This window comes from Rubrivirga sp. (assembly GCF_965213695.1).
Lineage (GTDB): Bacteria > Bacteroidota > Rhodothermia > Rhodothermales > Rubricoccaceae > Rubrivirga.
Window position 1 is genome coordinate 3,796,568 of record NZ_OZ243912.1, and the last position, 23,213, is coordinate 3,819,780.

Here is a 23,213-nt window from a genome sequence, read left to right on the forward strand (position 1 = left end):
ACATCTCGTGACAACCCGGGACGTCGGCCTGACAGGCGATCGACACCTCCCCGGTAGCTTGGCTCGCGTGGACTCCTCCTCCCCCCGCGCGCTCCGTCGGCTGGCCGGCGCCCTCCTGGCCTTGGCCGTCGTCCCCGCGCTGGCGTTCGCGGCGGTCCAGCTCGGGATCCAGAGCGAGAGCGAGGCGCGGCTGGCCCAGCTCCGCGACGACCAGCTCGACGGGCTCCTCTTCTCCGTCAACCAGACCGCGTGGGATGTGACCACGACCTGGGCCGACCGCCTCGACCGGGCCCAGGCCACCGACCACCCCCGCGCCGTCGGCGCGGGCGGCCCGGCCACGACGGCGTTCCTCGAGGCGACGCCAGCCGTGCGGTCGGTCGTCGTCGCCGACACGGCGTTCCAGAGCGTCGCGGCGGTCGCCGGGGCGGGAGGCGCGGTTGCCGAGATCAGCCGGGGCCGTTTGCGCCAGGCCGTCTCGGACTCGACCGTCGAGATGCTGCTCGCCCAGCGCGCGCTCGGGTACCGCAAGCTGGCCCCGGCCCCGCTGCCCGGCGGTGGCCTCGGCTTCGCCTTCGTCACGGACCGCGCCAGTGGTCCGCCGCGCGTGGTGCTGATGGTCGTCGACCCCGCGCCGTTCGTCGAGGCCGTGATCATGCCAACGCTCCGCGAGGTCGGCCGGGGCGGGATCGAGCTGGGCGTCTTCCGCGACGGGACGAGCGAAGCGGTGGCCGCGACGGCCGACCTCGCCCACGCCGACGTCGAGCGCGAGCGCCGGCTGTGGCTTTTGCCCGCCTACACCGTCGGCGCGCGCGTGGGCGAGGGGTCGGCGGAGGCCGCGCTCCGGCGGCGGATGGCCCAGAGCCTGTGGCTGCTCGGCGGCGTCGTGCTCGTGTTCGGCGGCGGGGCCCTGCTCGCGTGGCGCGGCGTCCGCCGCGAGGTCGAGGTGGCCCGGCTCCGCGAGGCCTTCGTCTCGAACGTGAGCCACGAGCTGCGGACCCCGCTCGCGCTGATCCGCCTCTACGCCGAGTCGCTGGCCGAGGGCCGCGTGCCCGAGGCCAAGAAACCGCGCTACTACGCGACGCTGGTTGCCGAGGCCGAGCGCCTGAGCCGACTCGTTGGCAACGTGCTCCAGGTCCACCGCTTCGAGCGCGGGACGGCCCGGCTCTCCCGGGCGCCGCTCGACCTCGGGGCGCTCGCGGCCGAGGTCGCCGAGCGGTACCGGCCCGTCGTCGAGCGCGAGGGGTGCCGGCTCGACGTGCAGCTGCCGCCCGGCCCGCTGCCCGTCCTGGGCAACCGCGACGCGCTCTCGGAGGCCCTCGTCAACTTGCTCGACAACGCCGTCAAGTACGGCGGCAGTCCGGTCAAGGTGTCCGCCCGGGCCGAGAGCGGGCGCGCCGTGGTCGAGGTGGCCGACCGCGGGCCGGGCGTCGCACCTGCCGACCGCGAGCGCGTGTTCGACCCGTTCGTCCGCATCCAGCCCGAGAGCGCCGACGGGCTCGTCCACACGGCCAAGGGGACCGGGCTCGGCCTGGCCCTGGTCCGCCGGATCGCCGACGCGCATGGCGGGTCGGCGACGGTCGATGCCCGCGATGGCGGCGGCAGCGTGTTCCAGATCGCCCTCCCGACCCATGCCTGACCTGCCCATCCTGATCGTCGACGACGAGCGCGCCATGCGCGAGGGGTTGCGCGACAACCTCGAGTTCGAGGGCTACGCCGTCGAAGAAGCCGCCGACGGCGACCAAGCGCTCGCCAAACTCACCGACGGCGCCTACCGCCTCGTGGTCTTGGACGTGATGATGCCGAAGCGGTCCGGCTTCGACGTGCTCCGCCAGGCCCGAGCGGCCGGCGTCCGCACGCCGGTGATCCTGCTCACGGCCAAGGCCGAGGAGTTCGACGCCGTCCGCGGGCTGGAGTTCGGGGCCGACGACTACGTCACGAAGCCGTTCGGGCTGGGCGAGCTGCTAGCCCGAGTCCGGGCCGTCCTGCGCCGGGCCGAGGGGGCGTCGGGTGTGGCGCGCGACGTGATCGAGGTGGGCCGTTTGCGCGTCGACCTCGGCTCGTACCAGGCCACCTCCGACGGCGCCGAGGCGCCGATGACGCATCTCGAGGTCGAGGTGCTCCGCTACTTCGCGGCCCGCCCCGGCGCCGTCGTCTCGCGCGACGAGCTGCTCGACCAGGTCTGGGGCGCCGACGTGGCCCCGACCGCGCGGACGGTCGACAACTTCGTCCTCAAGCTCCGCCAGAAGGCCGAGCCCGACCCGGGCCGCCCGCGCCACTTCGTGACGGTCCACGGCGTCGGCTACAAGTTCCTGCCATGAGCCGCGCCGGACTCCTGGCCCTCGCCCTCGGCGCCCTCGCCCTCGTCTCGGGAGGATGCAGGGACGCGAGCCACTGGGCTCCCCCGCCGTCCCCCTGGTCGGGCGACGACGCCCGGCCCCCGTCGCCCGACGACTGGACGACGCTCGTTGACCTCGATGGCACGTGGGAGATCCGCATCGGCGACGCGCCCGCCAGCGCCGACACCACGGACGGCTGGACGTCGATCACCGTCCCGGCCGCGTGGGAAGACCAGGGCTTCCCCGGCTACGACGGCTTCGCGTGGTACCGGACCACGTTCGCGCTCGACGCCAAGACCGCCGACCTCGCCCGCGTCGGCCCGCCGTTCCTGCTCCTGGGGCGCATCGACGACGCCGACGAGGTCTGGCTCAACGGGACGCGCGTCGGCTGGGGCGGGCGGATGCCGCCGTTCTACGAGACGGCCGCCTTCCGCTTCCGGGCGTACCGCGTCCCCCCCGACCTCCTGCGCACCGACGGGCCCAACGAGCTCGCCGTCCGCGTCTACGACGCCGGGGTCGAGGGCGGCATCCTGGAGGGCCCCATCGCCCTGGCCGTCCCGACGGCACAGAACCCCGCGAGCGTCCCCGTCGTGGCCGACCTGGCCGGCGACTGGCGCTTCCAGCCCGGCGACGACCCGGCCTATTCCGACCCCGCGCTCGACGACCGGGCGTGGGCGACGATCCGCGTGCCCGGGGCCTGGGAGCGCCAGGGCTACCGCGACCTCGACGGCTTGGCGTGGTACCGCACGACGGTCCGGCTCTCGGCCGAGGACGCGGCACGAGACCTCGTCCTCGTCTTGGGCCTGATCGACGACCTCGACGAGGCGTTCGTCAACGGCGTCCGCGTCGGGGCGACGGGCGACCCCGACACGGGCACGGTGCGCGGCGACGAGTGGCAGGTCGAGCGGGCGTACCCGGTCCCGGCGTCGGCGCTGCGGGCGGGCGACAACGTCGTCGCCGTGCGCGTGTTCGACGGGCCCAACGAGGGCGGGATCTACCGCGGGCCGGTCGCCCTCGTGACGCGCCAAGCGTTCGCCGAGCGCGAGCGCCGGGCCCGCGGTGACGACCGATGACACGGCGGTGGCCGGCGGTGACCGTCGGTCGCGGATGCGTGACAACTGGCGGGGGCTGGCTCCCGAATGTGGGTCACACCAGCCCACACCCCCATGGCCCGCTCTACTCCGCTCGCTCTCTCGCTCGCCGCTCTGACCGCCCTCGCCCCGCTCGCGGCGGCTCAGGTCCAGCTCACCTCCGCCTCGGCCGAGACCCGCGTCGAGTCCCCCTCCACCGCCGTCTACGCCGGCCTCTACGCGACGGACGGCGGGATGGTCGAGGTCCGCAGCGCCCGGGGCCACCTCGTCGTGGTCGCCCACGGGGCCGAGGTCGCCGCCGCGCTCGCGCCGCTCTCCACGCCGGACGCGGCCACCGACGCCCGCGCCGAGGTCCTGCTCGACGCCTGGACACTCGACGAGATGGAGACCGTCGTCGCGGCCGTCCGCCCGGCCCGGCGGGCCCAAGCCGCCGCATCGTTCGCGGCCTACCGCGCGGCGCTCGTCCGCGGGCGCGGCCCCGCCGTGGCCGGCAGCGTCATCGGGACGTTCGATCAGACCGACGGCCGGTCGGCGACGCTCGTCCAGATGCTGTTCGAGCGCGGCCCCGAGTGGGCGTCGTTCGTCTGGGACGAGGACGGCGCGCTCGTCACGATTGCGCGGGGCCTGAGCCCGGTCGTGCTCGGGACCGCCCGACCGTCCGGCGACGACCACTTCGAGGCCGCCGACGTCCCGCTCGCCTTCGAGCGCGAGGCCGACGGCCGCGTCCGCGCGCTCCGCGTCGGCGACCGATTCTCGGCCGTCCGCTGACCGAGTCGCGAGGCGGTCGGTGGGTCCGTCCGCCCCGCACGCCCCCGGGTGACGGCGCTTCGGCGCCCGACCCCGGGGGTTTTTTGGCGTGGGCAAGGGGGATGAGGCATGGGGCAAGAGGCGTGGCCATTCAGAAACCGCCTGCCCTGTGCTCCTTCACCCTTGCCCCCTCACGCCACCATCGCCCGCTGGGCGGCCTCGCGCCCGGGCTCGGTCAGCGCCAGCTGGTCGCCCGTGCGGGTGACAGCGCCGCCCCGCTCGGCCGCCCGGACGGCCCGCTGCGCGAACGAGCGCTCCCAGCGGAGGTGCTCCTGGAGGTGGCCCACGCGGCACTCCCGCTCGGCCTCGGGCGTGTGCTCGTGGTGGAGCAGGTGGACGAGCAGCATCCGCTCGGCGAAGGCGACGCGCTGGCGCGCCTGGCGCCGGGCCTGGGCGACGAGCCCCCGGTCGGGCGCGAACGCGAGGCACGCCGCGAACACGACGCCGGCCATCACCGCCATCGCCCCGGCGATCGACACGTCGAGCCCACGCGCCAGCCAGTAGCCGGCGACGGCGCTCGCGACGCCGAGGGCGACCGACAGACCCAGCATCACCGGCAGGCGGTCCGTGAGCAGCCACGCCGCGGCCGGCGGCGCGATCATCAGCCCGACCACCAGGATCGACCCGACCACGTCGAACGCGCCCACGGCCACGACCGACACCAGCGTCATCAGCGCGTAGTGGACGGCGGCCGGCGCCAGCCCCAGCGCCCCGGCCAGCGCCGCGTCGAACGTGCTGATCTTGAGCTCCTTGTAGAACAGCGCCACGAACGCGACGACGAGCGCTAGCACGGCGCCCATCAGCCACAGCGACTGCGGCCCGAGGTCCCGCCCGCCGACCTCGACCCGGCGGATCCACGAGAACGCCGGGTCGCCCAACAGCACCGCGTCGGTGTCGAGGTGAACGCCAGAGGCGTAGCGCGAGATCAACACGACGCCGATGGAGAACAGCGCCGGGAAGACGAGCGCGATGGCCGCGTCCTGCTTCACCAGCCGCGTCCGCCCCAGCGCCTCGATCATCCCGACCGTCAGCACGCCGGTGGCCGCCGCGGCGACGAGCAGCAGCGGCGAGTTGAGGTTCTCGGTCTGGAAATACGCCAGCACGATGCCGGGCAGGATCGCGTGGCTGATGGCGTCCGACAGCAGTGCCGTCTTGCGAAGGACGAGGAACGCGCCGACGAGTGCGCACGCGGCGGCCGTGACGGCGGCGATGAGCTGGATCTCGAGCTGGGGGGTCATCGGTCGGGGCGCCGGTCCGCGATGGTGCGGATACGTGATGCGTGATGCGTGAGGGGGGCCCCGTGCCGACCGCCGGCAGACGACGCCCTCTTGCGCGGCTCGAACGAAGTACCGCCGGAGCAAACAAAAGGAAGAGTGGAGACGAAAGAATCACGCATCACGGATCACGCATCTCCTCGGAGGCCACGTCCCACAGTTTCGAGTCCCTCGCCAGCCGCCGGGCCTCAGCCAGGCCGCGCGGCGTCAGCGCCCAGGCGTCGTCCCGAGGTTCGACCAGGCCCTGGCTGCGCAGCCGCTCCAGCGTCGGACCGACGGCTTGGGGGCGGACGGTCATCGTTTCGAGCGTGGCGGCCGGGTGCGGGTAGTGCGGATCGGCGTGCGTGAGGGCGAGCGTGTAGAGGTCCTCCAGCGTGCCGGCCACGCGGAGCACGCGCCGGTTCCGGCGGCCCCGCAGCCACGCGGCGACCAGCCCGCGACGCGGCGCGAACGCCAGGCTCACGCCGACGAGCACGGTCGCGCAGAGCACGATGGTCGGGCCGGTCGGCAAGCGGGCCGCAGCGCCGCTCAGGAGGGCGCCCGTCGCCCCGCTCAGCGCGCCGAACACGCCGGCCAGCACCACGACGCCCACCAGCCGGTCCGTCCACTGCCGCGCCGCCGCCGCCGGCGCCACGATCAGCGCCGACATCAGCACGACGCCGACCGTCTGCAACCCGATCACAATCGCGATCACCAGCAGCGTCGTCAGCCCGACGTCGAGCAGGCGGACCGGGAAGCCCTGGGCCGCCGCGAAATCGGGGTCGAACAGGAGCAGCTTGAACTCTTTCCAGAAGACGGCCATCAGCACGACGGCGATGGCCCCGAGCCCGGCCATCGTCACCACGTCGCGGCCGACGAGCGCGGCGGCCTGGCCGAACAGGAACGTGTCGAGCCCGGCCTGGCTCGCGTCCGGCTGGGCCTGGATGTACGTGAGCAGGACCATCCCCAGCCCGAAAAAGACCGACAGCACGATGCCGAGCGCGGCGTCGTACGGGATCCGGCTCCGCGTCACGACCAGGCTCACGCACAGCGTCCCGACCCACCCCGCCAGCCCGGCCCCGACGACGAGCACGAGCGGGGCCTTGCTGGCGGTCAGCAGGAACGCGAGCGCGACGCCGGGCAGCGCCGCGTGGCTGATGGCGTCGCCCAACAGCGACTGCCCGCGCAGCACGGCGAACGCGCCCAGCGACCCGGACGACAGGCCGAGCACGGCCGCGCCGAGGGCGACCGTCCGCAGCGTGTAGTCGAGTTCGATCACGGGGACGGGGGACGGGGGACGGAGGACGGGGGCGCCCCTTGCCCCATGCCCTCGGCCCCTTGACCCGCGCCCGCCTGGAACGGCACGCGCCCGCCGTAGGCCAGCCGGAGGTTGGCGTCGGTAAAGACCTCGGCGACGGGCCCGGCCGCGATCCGCCGGACGTTGAGCAGCAGCACCCAGTCGAAGTACTCGGGCACCGTTTGCAAGTCGTGGTGGACGACCAGGACCGTCTTCCCCTCCTCGCGCAGCCGCTGGAGCAGCGACACAATCGCCTTCTCGGTCGTCGCGTCGACGCCCTGGAACGGCTCGTCCATGAGGTAGACGCGGGCGTCCTGGACGAGGGCCCGCGCCAGGAACACGCGCTGCTGCTGGCCGCCCGAGAGCTGGGCGATCTGGCGGTCCGCGAAGTCGGCCATGCCGACCTGCTCGAGGGCCTCCGACGCCCGCGCCCGCTCCTCGGCGCCGGGGCGCCGGATCCACCCCAACCGTCCGTAGGTGCCCATCAGGACCACGTCGAGCACCGAGGTCGGGAAGTCCCAGTCGACGGACCCGCGCTGGGGCACGTAGGCCACGTCACGTCGGCGGTCCGCCAGCGACCCGCCCAGCACCTCGATCCGCCCGGCGGCCGTCGGCAACAGACCCAGGATGGACTTGATGAGCGTCGTCTTCCCCGCCCCGTTCGGCCCGACGATGGCCATCAGCACGCCCTCGGGCACCACCAGGTCGACGTCCCACAGCACGGGCGCGTCGCGGTAGGCCACGGTGAGGTCGGCGACGTCGATGGCGGAGGTGTTGCGTGTTGCGTGTTGCGTGTTCATGCCTCGCCGTCCGTGGTGTAGGAGACTCCGGGCTCGCGGAGCGTGCGGCCGGGCTGATTCCGGATCGTGCCGAGGAGCTGGCGACAGATTTCCGCGAGGAGGTCGAGACGCTCGGCTGTGACGTCGACGCCTAGCTTGTGACGAGCTTTGTAGTACCAGTCGCGAGCCTCGCGAGCAGAGCCGAGGGCATATTCGTAGAACCGAGCCCGGTCTTTTCCGCTTCCTCGCGAGTACCCCTCAGCGATGTTGGCGCTAATTGACCCGACGGATCGGTAGAGCTGATCTGCAATGCGCCGCGTCCGCCCATCGCGATGGAGCGTCGTTACATCCTCCCATGAGAGATCGCCGAGGAAGAGCGCCAGGCGATAGACGGTCATGCGCCAGAGCGCGTCGCCCCGGATCGACTCCGGCACAGTCTCTTCCCATACTTGGAAGCCATCGGGCTGTCTCATAGGTCCGCTCGGTCTACGCAACACGAAACACGTAACGCCTCACTCCTCCCTACCCAGCGCCCCCACGATCGTCCCCACGTTGTGGCGGATCATCCCCTCGTAGGTCCCCTCCGGCGTGCCCGGGTCGCCGAGGGCGTCCGAGAACAGGTTGCCGCCGATGGCCACATCGAAGCCGCGCGCCTGGACGGCCTGGAGCACCGCCTGGATGTTGCGCGGCGACACGCTCGTCTCGACGAACATCGCCGGGATCCGGCGCTCGGCCACGAACGCCGCCAGGTCGCGGACGTCGGCCGTGCCGGCTTCGGTCGCCGTGGAGAGCCCCTGCAGGCCGCGGACCTCGAAGCCGTAGGCCCGGCCGAAGTAGTTGAAGGCGTCGTGGGCCGTCACGATCACCCGCTGGTCTGGAGGCACCGTCGCCGTCTGCTCTCTCACCCAGGCGTCGAGCGCCGTCAGCCGGGCCTGGTAGGCCTCCGCATTCGCGACGTAGGTCTCGGCGTGGGTCGGGTCGAGCGCCACGAGCGCGTCGGCGACGGCGGTCGAGACGCGGCGCCACAGGGCCACGTCCATCCAGACGTGGGGGTCGAAGGCGCCCTGGAACTCGGGCGGGGCGAGCAGGCCGCCCTCCCCGATGGTCTCGGCGACCGGCTCGGCGATGATGCCCCGCCCCTCGACCTGCTCGAGCACCTCGCCCATCTTGCCCTCCAGCTCGAGCCCGTTGTACAGCACGATGTCCGCGCCGACCAACCGGGCCACGTCGCTCTCGCGCGGCCGGTACAGGTGGGGATCGACGCCGGGCCCCATCAGCCCCTCGACCTCGACGCGGTCGCCGCCGACCTCGCGCGCCAGGTCCGCGATCAGGCTCGTCGTAGCGACGACGCGGACTGGGCGCTCGGCGATGGGGCCGTCGGCGGTGCCGGTGGCCGGGCCGCAGGCGGAGAGGAAAACGGAGACGGCGAGGACCATCGCGCTCGCCCAGATCGCGCGTCGCGTGCTGCGTGTCCCGAGCACGCAACACGCAACACGCAACATCCTGTCGAGCACCGACGAGGGGTCGATTTCAGAGGTCCGGCGCGTCATCGGAGGTCTTCTAGAAAGAGGAACGGCGTCGCCTCGGCGGCGAGCGTGGCCGTGTCGCCGGCCCGGTCGCCCGTGAGCAGGCGGACCGTCGCGGCGCCGTCGTCGGCCACCTCGGCCAGCCGGAAGCGGACGCCCGGGAACAGGCCGGCCGCGCCGACGGCCCGGAGCAGCGCGCCGTCGTGGTCGGAGACCCGGGCGACGGTCGCCTCCCGCCCGGCATCGAGGCGCGCGAGCGGGAGCAGGTCGCGCTCGTCGAGCACCAAGTCGGACGTGGGAATGGGTGCCCCGTGCGGGTCGTGCGTGGGGTGGCCGAGGGCCGCGTCCATCCGCGCTTCGAGGTCCTCGGAGAGCACGTGCTCCCAGGCCTCGGCCTCGTCGTGGAGCCGGTCCCACGGGACGCCGAGCGCCTGGTGGAGGTAGGTCTCGACCAGCCTGTGGTGGCGGATCGTCTCGACGGCCACCAACCGCCCGGCCTCGGTCAGCCGGGCGCCCTGGTACCTCTCGTGGTCCACCAGGCCCGACGCCGCCAGCTTTTTCAGCATCCCCGTGACCGATGCCGGCGCGATCCCCAGACGCTCGGCCAACGCCGACGTCGTCGCCGCGTCGCCGGTCCGGGCGAGGGCGTAGATGGCCTTGAGGTAGTCCTCGACGGCGGGGGACGGCATGGGAACCTGAGTTAGGCGAGGCTAATTTAGTGCCGCCTAAACCATCGCGCCTGCCCCGTGTTCCGCCTCGCCCTCGCGCTTCTCCTCGCCTCCCCCGCCGCGGCGCAGATCGTGACCGACCGGCCCGACCTGACCGAGAGCACCGAGGCGGTCCGGCGGCTCCAGGTCGAGTCCGGGCTGCTCCTCGACGTCGAGGACTCCGGCTCCGGCGGCGGCTCGCCGGATCTCTCGGGGCCGCAGGCGCTCGTCCGCGTCCCTGTCGTGGCGGGGGTCGAGGTCCGGCTCGGCCTGCCGGACTACCGCGTCGAGGACGTCGCGAACCGGAACGTCGACGGGTTGACCGACCCCTCGGTTGGGGCGAAGGTCGAGTTGGGCGCCGCCGGCCCGTGGGCGCTCGCGGCGATCGCGGAGGTCTCGCTCCCGCTCGGCGACGCGGCGTTCTCGGGCGCCGCGAGCCCGCTCGCCATTCTGGTTGCCGGGCGCGATGCCGGAGCCTTCTCGCTCGGGACGCAGGCCGAGGTCCGGTGGGACCGCGACGCCGACCGCGTCGAGGTCGGCGGGACATTTGTGGTCGGGACGTCGGTGTCGGAGGCGGTCGGCGTGTTCGTCGAGGCTGCCGCCGGGACGACGCCGGGCGACCCGGCCGTGCTCGCCCAGACCGGCGCCACGCTCCTGCTCTCGCCCGACGTCCAACTCGACGCCGCGCTCGGGCTCGGGCTGACCGAACCCGCCCCGGACGTGTTCGCGGGCGTCGGGGTCAGCGCTCGGTTCTAGAGGTTGTCGTGGACTCGGGTCCACGGCTTCTCCTCTCCCCAAACGGCCGTCGTTCCCGCGCAGGTGGGGAGGGCCCCGCGATGGGCTCCAGCGCGCGGCGGACCCGACAGTAGTGGTTTGCCGCCGCGATCAGGCGTCGTCTGAGTGGCGTCCGGGGCGGAACCGGCGCGCGGACGGCTCGTGCCCTGGCCCCCTCCCCTTCCGCACCTCATGGACCTCGGACTCTCCGGCCACCGCGCCGTCGTCACCGGCGCCGCGGCCGGCATCGGCGGCGCGACCGCCCATTTCCTCCTCGCCGACGGCGCCTCCGTCCTGCTCACCGACCTCGACGGCGACCAGCTCGCCGAGACCGCCGAGACCCTCGCCGAGTTCGGCGACCGCGTCTCGACCGTCGTCGCCGACCTCACGACCGAGGACGGCGTGGCCGCGCTCAAAAACGCCGCGCCCGACGGTGTCGACATCCTGGTCCACACGGCCGGGATCACCGGCGCCAAGGGCGACCCGCTCGACGACATCACCGACGACGACTGGGCCGAGGCGTGGCAGACCGACTTCATGTCGGGCGTCCGCGTGTCCCGAGCGTTCGTGCCGGCCATGCGCGAGCGCGGGTGGGGCCGCGTCGTGTTCGTGACGAGCGAGAACGTGGCCCAGCCGTACTCCGACGAGGCCGTCTACAACGCGGCCAAGGCCGCCGTCCTCACCCTCGCCAAGGCGATGGGCCAGCGCTACGCGCCCGACGGCGTGCTCGTCAACTCGGTGGCCCCGGCGTTCATCGCGACCGACATGACGGAGGGGATGATGGCGAAGACGGCCCAGGAAGAGGGGATCACGAAGGAGCAGGCCATCGAGGACTTCCTCGAAGACGACCGGCCGCACCTCGTCCTGAACCGCCGGGGACGCCCCGAGGAGGTCGCCGCCGTCATCGCGTTCCTGTGCTCGGAGCGCGCCAGCTTCGTCGTCGGCGCGAACTACCGCGTCGATGGCGGCTCGGTCGCGTCGATCGACCTGTAGCGCGCAGGCAGGACGGAGTATGGGGGTGTGGGAGGAGGGGGTTCCACTCCCATACCCCCATACTCCCCCCTCCTCTACCGCCGATCCCGGATCTCCCCGTACCACTGGCGCATCACGTCGAACGCCAGCTTGCGGTGGCCCTCGGGCGACACGACCCCCTTCCGGTTCCAGAAGTCCTGAATGCCGGGGAGCGGACGGCGCGGCGAGCGGAAGTCCATCAGGATCCACGGGCTCGTGCCGGCCAGCCCGTCGATGCGGGACAGCATGGCCACCTGGCGCTCGTAGAGGAACCGCTGGTGGTCCTCGGTCCACACCTCGTCTCGGTCACCGCGCAAGCCCGCCAGCGCGCCGCCGCCGAACTCCGACACCACGAGGGGCTTGTCGTACGCCAGCCGCCACGTCAACTCATCCGCCCGGGCCGGCTTGCCCTCGTACCACCCGACGTACTCGTTGACGCCCTGAACGTCGAGGTCGGCCGCGAGCGGGTCGTCCACGACGACCGTGTCGCCGCGGGTCTCCTTGAAGAGGGCGGCCGTGACGAGCCGCGTCGGGTCGAGATCGCGGACGGTCCCGATCAGCCCGCGCAGGAACGCGAGCCGGGCGTCGGTCTGGGGCGTCTCATTCGCCACGCTCCACAGGACGACGGCCGCCCGGTTCTTGTCGCGCGTGACGAGCTCGGTGAGCTGGCGCTCGGCGCGGGCGTACGTCGCCGGGTTCTCCCAGTCGATGGCCCAGTAGACCGGGACCTCGGCCCACAACAGGATGCCCAGGCTGTCGGCCAGCTCGACCGTGTGCGCGTTGTGCGGGTAGTGGGCCAGGCGGACGAAGTTGGCGTTCATCTCGCGCGCCCAGCCGAACAGCGTCGCCGCGTGCTCGGGCGCGAACGCGCGTCCGCCGCCGGGCCGCTCCTCGTGCATCGAGATGCCGCGCAGGAAGATGGGCTCGCCGTTGAGCAGGATCTCGGTCCCCCGCGTCTCGACGGTACGGAAGCCGATCCGCTCGGCCGTCCGGTCGAGGCGGTCGCCCCCGGCCTCGGCCACGACCTCGACGGCGTGGCGGTGCGGGTCGTCCGGGCTCCACCGGCGCAGGCCGGATGCGTCGAGCCGGAACGCCGCGCGACCGTCGGCGCTCGCCGTGGCCGTGGCGGACCGGCCGTCGACGGTGATGCGGACCGTCGCGCCGGCCGCGCGGGCGCCGTCGAGCTGGACCCAGCCGGCGATCTCGTCCGGCGCCTCCGAATCGAGTTGAACGAACGTGTCCCGAATGAACGTGGCCGGCACCTCGACCAGCGCCACGTCGCGCGTGAGCCCGCCGTAGTTCCACCAGTCCGTCGCCAGCGTCGGCACGGCGTCGCGGCGGCGGCGGTTGTGCACCTTGAGCACGAGCGACTGCGGGCCGCCGGTGAGCGCGTCGGTGAGCTCGAACTGGAACGGCGTGAACCCGCCCTCGTGGCCGCCGAGCGGCGCCCCCCCGAGCCAGCCCAGCGTCTCGTAGTTGGCCCCGCCGACGTGCAAGAACACGCGGCGGCCGGCCGCGCGGTCGGCGTCGGTCCGGGGGTCCTCGACCTCGCGCTGGTACCAGACGGTCCCCTCGTAGAGGAAGAGGTCAGGCGCCTGCGTGTTCCAGTCGCCCGGAACGTGGAGGCGGCGCGAGGTCGGGTAGTGGTATTCGAGCCGGTCCGTCGGGTCCGTGACGCGGGCGTCGTTGCCGTACATGTCGCGCCGGGCCGGGTCCATCGGCTCGAGCGTCAGGATGTTGCGGTAGCCCGTCTCGTACGGGTCCACGACGGCGGCCCACGACCCGTGGAGCGACGTCGTCTCGCGCACGCCGACGTTGGTGATCAGCGGGGCCGACCCGGCCTCGACGGTCAACGGCCCGGGCTGCGCGCTGGCGGACAGGGCGAGGAGGGCGGCGAGGGCGAGCGGGCGCCCCGCAAGCGGGATCGGTGACATGGGCGGCGGCAACGGAGGGACGGGAAGATGGCTCAGGCTCCGCGCCAGCGCCACCGGCTACTCGTCCAGCGACGGCAGCACGATGCCGCCCCGCCCGTTGCCGTCGCCGGGGTCGAGATCGAGGACCGTCTCGAACGGCAGCGTCTCGACGCTGACGACTTCGAGCGACGCGCTGTCGAGCGTGAGCGCGACGCGGGCCCCCTCGGTCAGGCTGTCGAGCAGGGCCGGCGTGTACACGCGGAGCGCCATCTGCATGGCCGGCATCCGCCCTGGAATGGCCTCGTGGTTTACCAGCATGGCCTCGCCCCCGTACATCGACTGGACGTAAACCGCGCGGACGACGAGCGTGGCCGGGTCGTTGGCGTCGGCAGGCACGTCGTTACAGGCAACAATCGCCGCGAGGCCGGCCAGGAGGAAGAGGCGCATGAGGGTCCGGGGGGGCCGCCGTGGACGCCCCGCGCTCCGCCCGGTTCTCCCCCACCCCGGATGCCCAGGCTGTCCTACCCGTCGTCTGACAAAAACGACGACCCGTCCGGGTTGACGGCGTAGCGGATCGTGTAGACGCCGTCGTCGAAGCTCTCGACGGCCACCTTGGCGTAGCCCTGGCCGTCGCCCAGGCGGAGGAGGAGCGTCCGCCCCGGGATGGGGACGACGACCTCGCTCCCGTCCGCCCCCGTCCGCGTCTCGAACAGGCCGTTGCTCGGCCCGGTGCAGACCGCCCGGGGCGGCCCCGACGGGCACGGCGACTCGCCGTCGCGGCGGTACGAGACCGTGTCGACGAGCGCGTCGTCGACGGCCCCGAACGGCACGTCGAGCACGACGCCCACGCCGGCGCCGAGCCCGCTCGACCCGCCGTTGAGCAGGATCTCGGTCCCGCGGAGCGCGAGGTCCCACCGCGTCGTGGCCGAGTCGCCGGCCGGGACGAGGGGCGAGACCGCGGCCGAGTCGGGCGCGAGGTTGCGGAGCGAGACGAGGGTGAACCCCGGCCCGCTGGCGTCGATCCCGGCCTCGGTCCCCTGGAACGGCTCGGCGTCCATCGGGCTCGACCCGCACGCGCTCAGAACGGCGACGGCGACGGCAAGCAGGAGCGGTCGGGGCATGGGCGGCGTGGAAGGAGCCGCCAAGCTAGTCTTGCCGACTGGCCGGTGGCGGGGTCGCCCCGGGCTCAGCGAACGCCAGTCGCACGAACTCGAGGGGGAGCGTCGAGAGAGCCTGTTCCTTCAGGGCCTCCGCCCGGTCGGACTGGGGCGCGCCGTCGTAGAGGTCCGGGACGATCTGCGCGATGACGTCCTCGGCCGCGGCGACTTCCTCCGGGTTGAGCCGGTCTCGATAGATGTCCAGCCAGCGTTCGGCCTGAGTCCGGACGAGCGCGGCCCGGTTCTCGGGCTCGATCTCGTTAAAGACACGGACTTGCTCGGCGCGCGGGAGGGCGGAAAACTCGTCGTAGCTGATGGTCTGCGCGCCCGTCGAGCATCCGGCGAGGGTCGCAAGGGCGAGAAGAAGGGCAGGAAGGCGCATGATAGGAGAAGGAAGGTTCGAGAAATAGTCTAGGGTGCGGGCGTTGGCCCCCACTCCTATCTGTATGACCCACGAACGGGTATAACAGCGAATACGCTCGGGGCGTTCGTCCTCAGTACTACGTGCTCGGTCACGGTATGCTCCCGACCGTCAGAGTAGTCCGGAGGCTTAGGCACGACGATGTTGATTGTCGCCGTCTGCCCCGGCTCGACCGTGTGGTCCGGCCCGTCGAGGACTCGCATTCCGCAAGATGTACGGACATCGGAGATCTCCAACGCGACGTCTCCCGAGTTCAGAACTCCGACCGACACCATGTTGGAGTCGAGCGCCCCGTCAAACGTCAGATTCTGGTAGCTCTCCGTCGGGACTACGCTAGCGGCCATCTTGGGACCCGCGCCCGATAGCAGGACAGGAACAGCGAGCACAGCGGTGACTGCAATGGCTAGGAGCAAGCGGCGATGAGCGGGGGTCATGGTAGGGAGGGCTGAGTGAGAGTCCAGATGAGGAGGGCGCCGCAGCGGCCACTCCTGAATTCGTGAGGCACTTCTGATCGCTTGTCATACACTTCGACCCCGATGATGTCTTGCACGTCGAGAGCATCGATGTCGAAAGGGGGACCGGCCCGGGACTCGGACTGGACGAGGAGGCCGTCCACCCAGATACTGTAGTGGCACGAGCGAAACCCATCGGTCACGATTTCGAGCCCCCCCAGTGGCCGCTGAAGTCGAACTTTGGGCACCCAATCTAGGAAGTCGGAGGTCCGATTCGGGTTCGTGCCGAGGATAGCGGTGCGGTTGTAGTGCCAACCGCGAGCAGTCTGGGAGCGACGGTAGAATCCACTTGCCTCGAGTTCGGCCTGAAACCGATCAGCCTCGACTGCGACACCCTCAAGACGAACGGCAGGTGCCGGGTCGAGGGGAATCTCGACCTGCGCACCCGTTCCCGGGGGCAGAGTCACCGAGAAGGCCAGATCGGGGGTTCGAGGAAGGTGCGTTGTAATCGTGTACTGGCCAGAGGGTAGACCCGCGAAGATGGCTCGGCCTGAAGCGGCCGAGGTCTTTTCAAGCGTCCACAGGTCCCTAGACTGATCTGGGCCGATCCCACCAGGAGTAACCCTGAGGACAACACCTTCGAGTGGCGTCCCATCCGTAGAGTGTACGAGATCCACGAAGAGCGTGGAGAGTGTATCGAGTGGTGCATACTGAGCCCTCACTTCTGAACTGAAGGCGAGGACAACTGCCGTTGCGACCAAGAGGACGCGACTTCGAGTGACGAGTTCGTTGAGCATGACAAAGATGGAAAGCGTCGGACCCTGCGCGTGGGGAGGCTGTGCGTACCTCCCCACACGAGGACTTACTGTGTGACCGGCTCCCGCTCGCATCCAGGGAGGCCTGGATTGTACCAACACGGACCCTCGCCCCCTCCACCTCCGCCACCACCTCCGCCGCCGCCGCCGCCGCCGCCACCACCGCCCTGGGTGCACCTACCACCGTCGCATACGTACATACCCAAGAAGCCACACCCCGCTCCTGATGGATTGATGCAGTTGTAGCTCTGTTCGCAGGTTCCAAATTTGTAAACACACTCTCCACCATAACCAATCGAACAATCGTAATACCCGCATGTGAAGGACGACCCAATGCTGCAGATACAGCCGGAGCTACTGTTGGCCTGCGTGTTAGCCAAAGGGGATTTGGGGAGACCGTTCGTCTTCGACGTTGTCGTCATTGGCGGGCGGTTCGTGAGGCTGTCGGTGAGGGTGTTTACCGTTCGCGTGTCATACGCGATGGCCCGAATCTGCTCGTCGGAGAACACTTCTCTAGCACGACGAAGCCACTCGTCCTCGAACGTCTGGATACGTTCGAGGCGTCTCCCCTCGAGCTGTTCGCCCCACTCGCCGTGAGATTCTACAAACGTCTCCAGTTCCCGAATGATGCCCCTCTGCGCCGGAGTCAAGAAACTGGACGAAGCGATGTCGCTCACTCTACTCGTCCAAAGCAACTCTTTCTCGTCGGCGGTCAGCATAGTGAAGGCCAACTTCCGTTCGACAGGATTCTCAATGGTCTCCACAGCCTGGACGGCCGCAGTCGTGGGAACGGAGGTGCTAGCCTGTTGATCACATGCTCCAAAAACAAGGGCAGCGAACAAGAACGCGATGGAATGCCTAAACTTCATGGGGTAAGTGGGTCTGGTGGAGGCCGACGAACGGCTCATCCAGTGAGAGAAACGGTCTGACCCCGTCCCAACGGGCATCTAGGTAAGGGACACCCTGGATCGAGGTTTCCGAGCGTTCAAGTATATGTCGATACACATGTCTCATCATCCTCTCACATTCCCAATCGATGCGGGACTGCCCCCCCCCCCCCCTTAGTACTCAGGTACTACCGGAGTAGAGGCCAGGGACGATCTGTGCCATGACGTCCTCAGCCGTGACGACCTGCCTCAGTTCCAGCATGTCTTAGCAGACGGCCGGCCAGCGTCCAGTCTGAGTTCAGGTGAGCACGCCACAGTTCTCGGGACTGAAGTTGAACACGCGGACCTGCTCGGCGCGCGGGAGGGGGAGGCAGACCGGGCACCGAGGTGGCCGCGCCCCTCACCCTCTCCACCCTCTGGCGGGAGAGGGAACCGCAGGACACACCGAGGTCGTCAGGAGCGAGGTTGCGAGAACCCTGCCCCGCTGGCGGAGCGACCCGCGCGGCGTCACCGTCCGAACTCGCGCGAGAGCCGCTCGACGTAGGCCTCCCACAGCGCGCGGAAGTCGTCCGCCTGGGCCTCGACGAACCCGCAGTCGCCGCACACCCGGACCTGGAGGTCGGTGCGGACGGGCTGCTTCATCATCATGGCCTCCGGCCTCTTGTTCACGCCGACCGACAGCTTGCTGGCGCCATAGCCCTCGGCGTAGACGAAGGCGTCGGGGATGAGCGCGTCGGAGCCGCAGCGCGTGCAGCGGGGCGAGAGGGCCGGGTCGGTCTCGGGCATGTCAGCGGTCGAACTCGCGCGCGGTCCGGTCGATGTGGGCGTCCCAGAGCCGGTGCGGGTCGGCGGCGTAGACCTCGACGAACCCGCAGTCGCCGCAGACGAGTGCGCGGGTCTCGCTGCGGACCTCGCCCTTGAACAGGAGCGCGCCAGGCTTCGTGGCGAGCCCGAGCTCGGCCGTCTTCCGCATATCCGACTCGCCGCGGTCGATGACACGGACGTCCGGGACCATGGCGTCCGAGCCGCACTTGAGGCAGCGGGGCGTGATCTCGGGGGAGCGCTCGGGCATCACAAGACGGCCGTGCGGAACGTGTCGTCGGCGCGGACGGAGCGGGCGAATGCGGCCAAGAGCGCGACGGTGTGCTCGACGTCGGCCAGGTCAACGGTCTCGACGGTCGAGTGCATGTAGCGCATCGGGATCGAGACGAGCGCGCTCGGGATGCCGGCGCGGGACGTGAAGATGACGTCGGTGTCGGTGCCCGAGTACCGGCTCGACGACTCGTGCTGGAGCGGGACCCCCTCGGCTTGGGCCACCTCGACGAGTCGCGCGACGACGGCCGGGTGGTTGACGGTCCCGTGCGTGACGGTCGGCCCCTGGCCCAGCTTGACCTCGCCGTGCTTGGCCTTCTCGATGCCCGGCGAGTCCGTCGCGTGCGTCACGTCCAAGACCACGGCGAGGTCCGGGCGGATGGCGTGGGCCGCCATCTTGGCCCCGTTCCCGCCGATCTCCTCCTGGACCGCGTTGAGCGCCGTGACGGTCGCCGCGTGCTTTTTGCCGGACGCCAGCTCGCCCAGCACTTGTGTGAGCACGAACCCGCCCAACCGGTTGTCGAGCGCGCGGCCGGTGACGAGCCGGTCGGTCAGCATCTCGGCCGCGGCGGCGTAGACGGCCGGGTGGCCCACGCGGAGGCCGAGGGCGGCGACCTCCTCGGGCGACGACGCGCCGACGTCGACGAACAGCTCCTCGACCTTGGGCGCCTTCTCGTCCTTGTCCCGGTCGCGGAGGTGGATGGCCGTGTTGCCCAAGATCCCGGGGACGGCCCCCTTCGACCCCAAGAACACCAACCGGCGGGCCCGGGCGATCACGTGGTCGCTCCCGCCGATCCGGTCGACCCGGAGGAACCCGTCGTCTGTGACGTACTTGATGGCGAAGCCGATCTCGTCGGCGTGGGCTTCGAGCAGGACCGTCGGCGCGTTCTTCCGGCCCTCGCGGACGGCCCAGGCGTTGCCGTAGGCGTCGCTCTCGACGCGGTCGGCGCGGCCGTTGGCGCGGGCGGCCCAGAGCCGCTGGCCGGGCGCCTCGAACCCGGTCGGCGAGGGCGTGCGGAGGAGGTCGAAGAGGAAGGCGCGGTCGTCGTCGGTGATCGGCATGCGTGGGGCGTCGGGGGGAGCCGCCAACGCGCCAGGCCCCCGGCGGGGTTTCGAGGGGCGGGCGGGAACGGGGGACGAGGAACGGCAAACGGGCGAAAGGCGACGCCTGGCCGGCCGTAGGGGCGTGGCGTGCCACGCCCTCTCGGGGCCCCCCGCCTGCACAGATCGCCCCTCACCCTGTCCCTCTCCCACGGGGAGAGGGGACGCCGTCGGTGACCCCGCGACGCCCCCGGGATCGCCGGACCGTGCCCGGCGGTACGTTCCGCCAAACGCCTCTGACCCGATGCTCCGACTCGTCCCAGCCCTCGCGGCCGTCCTCGTCCTGGCCGCCCCGGGCGCGTGCCAGAGCACGCCGCCGCCGGCCCTCGACCTGCCCGACCGGCCGCTCGTGGTGATGAACCTCGCGGCCCACCCCGACGACGAGGACGGGCTCACGATGGCGTATTACCGCGGCCACCAAGACGCCGTCGTCTACTCCGTCGTCGCCACACGCGGCGAGGGCGGCCAGAACGAGGCCGGGCCCGACCTCTACGAGCGGCTCGGCGCCATCCGGACGGCCGAGACCGAGGCCGCCGCCCGGATCCTGGGCACGCGCGTCGTCTACCTCAACCGCTACGACTTCGGCTACTCGAAGCACGCTCGGGAGACGTTCTCGCAGTGGAGCGCCCCGAGGACCGGGTTTTGGGAGACCGTCGACCCCGCCGCGCTCGACGCCGACGCCGGCCACGACGCGCTCGTCGCCGACGTCGTCGCGCTCGTCCGCCGGTTCAAGCCCGACGTCCTGTTCACCAACCACGACACGACGACGGCCGGGCCCAGCGCTCAGCACGGCCACCACCAGGCCGTCGGGCTCGCGGCGCTCGAGGCGTTCTCGCTCGCGGCCGACCCGGACTTCCACCCCGAGCAGCTCGTGGCGGAGGGCGTCGACCTGTGGCAGCCGTCGCGCCTGTTCGTCCGCGTCGGCGGGTGGCGCAACGCCGACCCGGACGCCATCGACGTGACGGTGCCCGTCGGCGACGTCTGCGCGGCGACGCCCGTCCGCCCGGCCGAGCCGTGTGCCGACCGGGCCGTGGCCGCGGCGAGCCAACACGTGAGCCAGGGGTTCGACGTGTTCGCCCCCCGCTTCCGGCGCGAGACGACGACGTTCCACCTGCTCGCGTCGGCCGAGGGCGTCCCGTCGCTGCCGGCCGGGGCCACCGACCTGGCCGCCGGGCTCGCGCCGAACCCGGCCGCCGACGCCCTCGACCTCGCCACGCTCGTCGACAGCGGGCGGCTCCGGTCGCTCGACCTCGCGGTGTCGTCGCCGACCGTCGTCCCGAGCCAGTCGGTCTACGTGGACCTCGCGGCGCTCCCGGCCGGCCACACGCTGACCGTCCTGCCGCCGCCGGGCGCCCCGGCGCGCGGGCTGTTCGCGGCCGAGCCCGTGACGGCCACGGCCGGCGACGGCCGCCTGCGCGTCCCCGTCCCCTCCGGCACCACGCCGACGGCGCCGGCCTACCGCGCCCAGTACCGGACCGAGGGCGGCTCGGCCCCGCTGCTCTACGCCGTCCGCGACGTGGCCGGAGCGCTGGTCGCCGGCGGGCGGCTGCCGGTCCAGATCGTCCCGCCCGCGACGGTCGACCTGGCGCCGGACCCGATCCGACTCGTGCCGGGCCGCAACGAGATCCCGGTCGAGGTCACGGTCTACGACGCGGTCCGCGACACGGTCGACGTCGGGCTGACGGTCTACCGCGGCGACGCGGCCGTCACGTTCGCCGTCCGGCCCGTCGCCGCGAGCGACGGCCGGGCCGTGTTCGCCGTCGACCTGGAGGATCCTTCGGCGGGCTCAGGACAGGCTGCCGCGCCGGGCGCCTACCGCGTCCAGGCCTCGGCGCGGACGACCGGCTGCGGGCTCCCGTGGTTCATCGTCGAGCGGCCAGCGGCCGTGCTGCCCGACGTGGCCGCCGCGCCTGGCCTGCGCGTCGGCTTCGTGCGGAGCTACGATGGCACGATGGCCGACGCGCTCGCGGTGATGGGCGCCGACGTGGTCGACCTGGACAGCACGGCCCTCGACGCCGGCGACTTCGCCGGTCTCCAGACGATCGTCGTCGACATCCGGGCGCTGCTGGAGCGGCCCGACTTGGTCGCCCACCGCGACCGGCTGCTCGCCTGGGTCGAGCGCGGCGGCCACCTCGTCGTCGGCTACCACAAGTCGTTCGAGTGGAACGCCGACGGCGGGCTGGCGCCGTATCCGCTGGCGCTCGGCCGCGACCGCGTGACGATGGAGGACGCGCCGGTGACGCTCCTCGACCCGGACCACCCGCTCTTCACCTCGCCCCACGCCCTGACGGCGGCCGACTGGGACGGCTGGGTCCAGGAGCGCGGCCTGTACTTCCCCTCCGAGGTCGACGCCCGCTACCAGCGCCTGGTGTCGGTCGGCGACCCCGGCGAGGCGCCGTTGACCACGGGGTTGCTGCTCGCCGAGGTCGGCGCGGGGACCTACGTCTACTCGCCGCTGGTGTGGTACCGCCAGCTCGCGGCGCTCAACCCGGGCGCGTGGCGGGCCTTCGCCAACCTGGTCTCGCTCCCGCTGGTCGACGGCCGCGGCGCGGTGGGGGCCCGGTAGTCGTGGACTCGCGGCAGGTGTGGAGACTCCAGACCGGCGGATCCGTGATTCGTGATGCGTGACTTTTCCTATGGAGGATCACGAATCACGCATCCTCTCCGATACGGTCCGACGGAAACCGATCAATGCTCCACTCGCCCGACGCCCTCCGCCCGCCGGCCCGCTACGACGACGCCCGGCTCGACAGCTACGTCCCTCAGACCAACGGCCAGGCCGAGGCCCGCGACAAAGCCCGGCGGTTCGTCCGGCTGGCGCGCGTCCGGTACGGGCGTCCGTCGTGGATGCGGCTGTTCCAGCGCGACGACGGGCTCCGGGGCGGGCTCTACCTCGTCGGGCCGGTGGGGACGGGGAAGACGCACCTGCTGGCGTCGATCTGGCACGCGCTCGCGTCGCCGGACGACGGGGCGAAACCGGTGGCCTGCGCCTACACGCACTCGTCGGCGCTGCTGCGGGCCGTCGAGCCGCCGGAGGTCTACGCGGATCGGATCGCGGAGGCCGCCCGCGTGCTGTGCCTCGACGAGGTCGAGCTGGACGACCCGGCCGGGGAGGTCCGCCTGATCGCCGTGCTGAAGGCGCTCCGCGAGCGCGGCGTGACGCTCGCGGCGACGTCGAACGCCGAGCCGGAGAACTTCGTCTCGGCCCGCCAGGGACGCGAGCGGCTGGAGCGGTTTATCTCGGAGGAGTTCGAGCGCCAGTACCACGTCGTGTTCGTCGGCGGCGACGACTTCCGGCAGGGGTTGGAGAAGGAGGGCCGCGCCTGGGTCGGCGATGCCCAGACGGCGCGAGCCGCCATGCGCCGGGCGTTCGAAGCCGCGCCCGAGCCCAAGCAGTGGCTCGCGTTCGACGAGCTCGTCCGCTTGACGACCGAGGTCGAGCGGACGCGGCTGACGCGCGAGCTGGCCTCCGCCCGCGCCCTGTTCATCGACGGCATCGACGTGACGGACACCGACGCCGCGCTCCGCCTGCTCCGCGTCGCCGACGACCTCTACGGCCTGCCCGACCCGCCGACCCTGTTCTTCACCTCGGCCACGACCCCCGCCGACTGGTTCGCGGCCGATGGACGGCGCGGCGTCGAGGCGGCCATCGCGGAGAAGTTTACCCGGACCACGAGCCGGCTGACCGCGCTGGCCGAGGTCGAGCACGTCGGCGAGTCGGTGCGTCGGTAAGTCGGTGTGCCGGTGCCCCACCTCGGCGCTCCCGTCGAGGCACCCGTAGGGACACGGCGTGC

At 71.8% G+C, this 23,213-nt stretch carries 23 protein-coding genes; 8 read left to right on the forward strand and 15 right to left on the reverse strand.

Going from position 1 to position 23,213, the window contains the following annotated elements:
* Window positions 1-67: 67 nt before the first annotated feature.
* From ACOOHE_RS16825 to ACOOHE_RS16840, 4 genes are all read left to right on the forward strand, one after another.
* Window positions 68-1,636 (forward strand): sensor histidine kinase, encoded by a 1,569-nt coding sequence (locus ACOOHE_RS16825; protein ID WP_420455244.1) that lies wholly within the window; start codon window positions 68-70, stop codon window positions 1,634-1,636.
* Window positions 1,629-2,318: a response regulator transcription factor gene (locus ACOOHE_RS16830; protein WP_420455245.1), complete on the forward strand. Its 690-nt coding sequence runs from the start codon at window positions 1,629-1,631 to the stop codon at window positions 2,316-2,318. Before ACOOHE_RS16825 ends, ACOOHE_RS16830 begins: the two co-directional genes overlap by 8 nt.
* Window positions 2,315-3,409, forward strand: a complete 1,095-nt coding sequence (locus ACOOHE_RS16835) for a glycoside hydrolase (protein WP_420455246.1) — start codon at window positions 2,315-2,317, stop codon at window positions 3,407-3,409. The genes ACOOHE_RS16830 and ACOOHE_RS16835 overlap by 4 nt, the downstream gene beginning before the upstream one ends.
* A gap of 93 nt (window positions 3,410-3,502) precedes the next feature.
* Window positions 3,503-4,195 (forward strand): hypothetical protein, encoded by a 693-nt coding sequence (locus ACOOHE_RS16840; RefSeq protein ID WP_420455247.1) that lies wholly within the window; start codon window positions 3,503-3,505, stop codon window positions 4,193-4,195.
* 170 nt (window positions 4,196-4,365) lie between these two features.
* Here the strand turns inward: ACOOHE_RS16840 and ACOOHE_RS16845 are convergent, their stop codons facing one another.
* From ACOOHE_RS16845 to ACOOHE_RS16870, 6 genes are all read right to left on the reverse strand, one after another.
* On the reverse strand, window positions 4,366-5,472 hold the full coding sequence (locus ACOOHE_RS16845; RefSeq protein WP_420455248.1) for a metal ABC transporter permease: 1,107 nt from the start codon (window positions 5,470-5,472) through the stop codon (window positions 4,366-4,368).
* A 157-nt stretch (window positions 5,473-5,629) separates the two neighbouring features.
* Complete coding sequence (locus ACOOHE_RS16850; protein ID WP_420455249.1) at window positions 5,630-6,766, reverse strand: metal ABC transporter permease; 1,137 nt, start codon at window positions 6,764-6,766, stop codon at window positions 5,630-5,632.
* The gene (locus ACOOHE_RS16855) at window positions 6,763-7,584 is read right to left on the reverse strand and encodes a metal ABC transporter ATP-binding protein (protein WP_420455250.1); all 822 of its coding nucleotides are present in this window, start codon (window positions 7,582-7,584) and stop codon (window positions 6,763-6,765) included. The genes ACOOHE_RS16850 and ACOOHE_RS16855 overlap by 4 nt, the downstream gene beginning before the upstream one ends.
* Window positions 7,581-8,036 (reverse strand): four helix bundle protein, encoded by a 456-nt coding sequence (locus tag ACOOHE_RS16860; protein WP_420455251.1) that lies wholly within the window; start codon window positions 8,034-8,036, stop codon window positions 7,581-7,583. The genes ACOOHE_RS16855 and ACOOHE_RS16860 overlap by 4 nt, the downstream gene beginning before the upstream one ends.
* 39 nt (window positions 8,037-8,075) lie before the next feature.
* Window positions 8,076-8,999, reverse strand: a complete 924-nt coding sequence (locus ACOOHE_RS16865; protein ID WP_420455252.1) for a metal ABC transporter solute-binding protein, Zn/Mn family — start codon at window positions 8,997-8,999, stop codon at window positions 8,076-8,078.
* Between the two features lie 110 nt (window positions 9,000-9,109).
* A complete protein-coding gene (locus ACOOHE_RS16870) occupies window positions 9,110-9,778 on the reverse strand; it encodes a metal-dependent transcriptional regulator (protein ID WP_420455253.1) in 669 nt (222 codons plus the stop codon).
* 57 nt (window positions 9,779-9,835) lie between these two features.
* Between ACOOHE_RS16870 and ACOOHE_RS16875 the strand changes: the two genes are divergently transcribed.
* Window positions 9,836-10,552, forward strand: a complete 717-nt coding sequence (locus tag ACOOHE_RS16875) for a transporter (protein ID WP_420455254.1) — start codon at window positions 9,836-9,838, stop codon at window positions 10,550-10,552.
* A gap of 210 nt (window positions 10,553-10,762) precedes the next feature.
* On the forward strand, window positions 10,763-11,563 hold the full coding sequence (locus ACOOHE_RS16880) for an SDR family NAD(P)-dependent oxidoreductase (RefSeq protein WP_420455255.1): 801 nt from the start codon (window positions 10,763-10,765) through the stop codon (window positions 11,561-11,563).
* Window positions 11,564-11,637: 74 nt separating this feature from the next.
* Here ACOOHE_RS16880 and ACOOHE_RS16885 read toward each other — a convergent pair whose 3' ends face one another.
* From ACOOHE_RS16885 to ACOOHE_RS16925, 9 genes are all read right to left on the reverse strand, one after another.
* Window positions 11,638-13,515: a glycoside hydrolase family 2 protein gene (locus tag ACOOHE_RS16885; protein WP_420455256.1), complete on the reverse strand. Its 1,878-nt coding sequence runs from the start codon at window positions 13,513-13,515 to the stop codon at window positions 11,638-11,640.
* 57 nt (window positions 13,516-13,572) lie between these two features.
* Window positions 13,573-13,941, reverse strand: coding sequence for a copper-binding protein (locus tag ACOOHE_RS16890; protein ID WP_420455257.1), 369 nt, complete (start codon window positions 13,939-13,941; stop codon window positions 13,573-13,575).
* Between the two features lie 74 nt (window positions 13,942-14,015).
* On the reverse strand, window positions 14,016-14,615 hold the full coding sequence (locus ACOOHE_RS16895) for an HmuY family protein (RefSeq protein ID WP_420455258.1): 600 nt from the start codon (window positions 14,613-14,615) through the stop codon (window positions 14,016-14,018).
* A gap of 25 nt (window positions 14,616-14,640) precedes the next feature.
* A complete protein-coding gene (locus tag ACOOHE_RS16900) occupies window positions 14,641-15,033 on the reverse strand; it encodes a hypothetical protein (protein WP_420455259.1) in 393 nt (130 codons plus the stop codon).
* A 56-nt stretch (window positions 15,034-15,089) separates the two neighbouring features.
* The gene (locus ACOOHE_RS16905; protein ID WP_420455260.1) at window positions 15,090-15,485 is read right to left on the reverse strand and encodes a DUF1573 domain-containing protein; all 396 of its coding nucleotides are present in this window, start codon (window positions 15,483-15,485) and stop codon (window positions 15,090-15,092) included.
* A 901-nt stretch (window positions 15,486-16,386) separates the two neighbouring features.
* Window positions 16,387-17,208 (reverse strand): bacteriocin fulvocin C-related protein, encoded by an 822-nt coding sequence (locus ACOOHE_RS16910; RefSeq protein WP_420455261.1) that lies wholly within the window; start codon window positions 17,206-17,208, stop codon window positions 16,387-16,389.
* Between the two features lie 525 nt (window positions 17,209-17,733).
* Window positions 17,734-18,012, reverse strand: coding sequence for a hypothetical protein (locus ACOOHE_RS16915; protein ID WP_420455262.1), 279 nt, complete (start codon window positions 18,010-18,012; stop codon window positions 17,734-17,736).
* Window position 18,013: 1 nt separating this feature from the next.
* Entirely contained in the window at window positions 18,014-18,298 is a 285-nt protein-coding gene (locus tag ACOOHE_RS16920; RefSeq protein WP_420455263.1) for a hypothetical protein, read from the reverse strand.
* Window positions 18,298-19,380 carry a M42 family metallopeptidase gene (locus ACOOHE_RS16925; protein ID WP_420455264.1) on the reverse strand — a complete coding sequence of 361 codons (1,083 nt, stop codon included), beginning with the start codon at window positions 19,378-19,380 and terminating at the stop codon, window positions 18,298-18,300. The genes ACOOHE_RS16920 and ACOOHE_RS16925 overlap by 1 nt, the downstream gene beginning before the upstream one ends.
* A 283-nt stretch (window positions 19,381-19,663) precedes the next feature.
* Here ACOOHE_RS16925 and ACOOHE_RS16930 point away from each other — a divergent pair, with 283 nt between their 5' ends.
* Both ACOOHE_RS16930 and zapE read left to right on the forward strand, forming a co-directional pair.
* Window positions 19,664-21,985: a PIG-L family deacetylase gene (locus ACOOHE_RS16930; protein WP_420455265.1), complete on the forward strand. Its 2,322-nt coding sequence runs from the start codon at window positions 19,664-19,666 to the stop codon at window positions 21,983-21,985.
* Window positions 21,986-22,110: 125 nt separating this feature from the next.
* Window positions 22,111-23,151 (forward strand): AFG1/ZapE family ATPase, encoded by a 1,041-nt coding sequence (gene zapE, locus ACOOHE_RS16935; RefSeq protein ID WP_420455266.1) that lies wholly within the window; start codon window positions 22,111-22,113, stop codon window positions 23,149-23,151.
* Window positions 23,152-23,213 lie beyond the last annotated feature (62 nt).

Bases quoted from the DNA above. Each gene is read 5' to 3' on its own strand.
- ACOOHE_RS16930 (WP_420455265.1), top strand. From the start codon at position 19,664: ATGCTCCGACTCGTCCCAGCCCTCGCGGCCGTCCTCGTCCTGGCCGCC.
- ACOOHE_RS16855 (WP_420455250.1), bottom strand. From the start codon at position 7,584: ATGAACACGCAACACGCAACACGCAACACCTCCGCCATCGACGTCGCC.
- ACOOHE_RS16925 (WP_420455264.1), bottom strand. From the start codon at position 19,380: ATGCCGATCACCGACGACGACCGCGCCTTCCTCTTCGACCTCCTCCGC.
- ACOOHE_RS16845 (WP_420455248.1), bottom strand. From the start codon at position 5,472: ATGACCCCCCAGCTCGAGATCCAGCTCATCGCCGCCGTCACGGCCGCC.
- ACOOHE_RS16870 (WP_420455253.1), bottom strand. From the start codon at position 9,778: ATGCCGTCCCCCGCCGTCGAGGACTACCTCAAGGCCATCTACGCCCTC.
- ACOOHE_RS16890 (WP_420455257.1), bottom strand. From the start codon at position 13,941: ATGCGCCTCTTCCTCCTGGCCGGCCTCGCGGCGATTGTTGCCTGTAAC.
- ACOOHE_RS16860 (WP_420455251.1), bottom strand. From the start codon at position 8,036: ATGAGACAGCCCGATGGCTTCCAAGTATGGGAAGAGACTGTGCCGGAG.
- ACOOHE_RS16910 (WP_420455261.1), bottom strand. From the start codon at position 17,208: ATGAAGTTTAGGCATTCCATCGCGTTCTTGTTCGCTGCCCTTGTTTTT.
- ACOOHE_RS16830 (WP_420455245.1), top strand. From the start codon at position 1,629: ATGCCTGACCTGCCCATCCTGATCGTCGACGACGAGCGCGCCATGCGC.
- ACOOHE_RS16880 (WP_420455255.1), top strand. From the start codon at position 10,763: ATGGACCTCGGACTCTCCGGCCACCGCGCCGTCGTCACCGGCGCCGCG.
- ACOOHE_RS16835 (WP_420455246.1), top strand. From the start codon at position 2,315: ATGAGCCGCGCCGGACTCCTGGCCCTCGCCCTCGGCGCCCTCGCCCTC.
- ACOOHE_RS16920 (WP_420455263.1), bottom strand. From the start codon at position 18,298: ATGCCCGAGCGCTCCCCCGAGATCACGCCCCGCTGCCTCAAGTGCGGC.
- ACOOHE_RS16900 (WP_420455259.1), bottom strand. From the start codon at position 15,033: ATGCGCCTTCCTGCCCTTCTTCTCGCCCTTGCGACCCTCGCCGGATGC.
- ACOOHE_RS16865 (WP_420455252.1), bottom strand. From the start codon at position 8,999: ATGGTCCTCGCCGTCTCCGTTTTCCTCTCCGCCTGCGGCCCGGCCACC.
- ACOOHE_RS16895 (WP_420455258.1), bottom strand. From the start codon at position 14,615: ATGCCCCGACCGCTCCTGCTTGCCGTCGCCGTCGCCGTTCTGAGCGCG.
- ACOOHE_RS16915 (WP_420455262.1), bottom strand. From the start codon at position 18,012: ATGCCCGAGACCGACCCGGCCCTCTCGCCCCGCTGCACGCGCTGCGGC.
- zapE (WP_420455266.1), top strand. From the start codon at position 22,111: ATGCTCCACTCGCCCGACGCCCTCCGCCCGCCGGCCCGCTACGACGAC.
- ACOOHE_RS16840 (WP_420455247.1), top strand. From the start codon at position 3,503: ATGGCCCGCTCTACTCCGCTCGCTCTCTCGCTCGCCGCTCTGACCGCC.
- ACOOHE_RS16885 (WP_420455256.1), bottom strand. From the start codon at position 13,515: ATGTCACCGATCCCGCTTGCGGGGCGCCCGCTCGCCCTCGCCGCCCTC.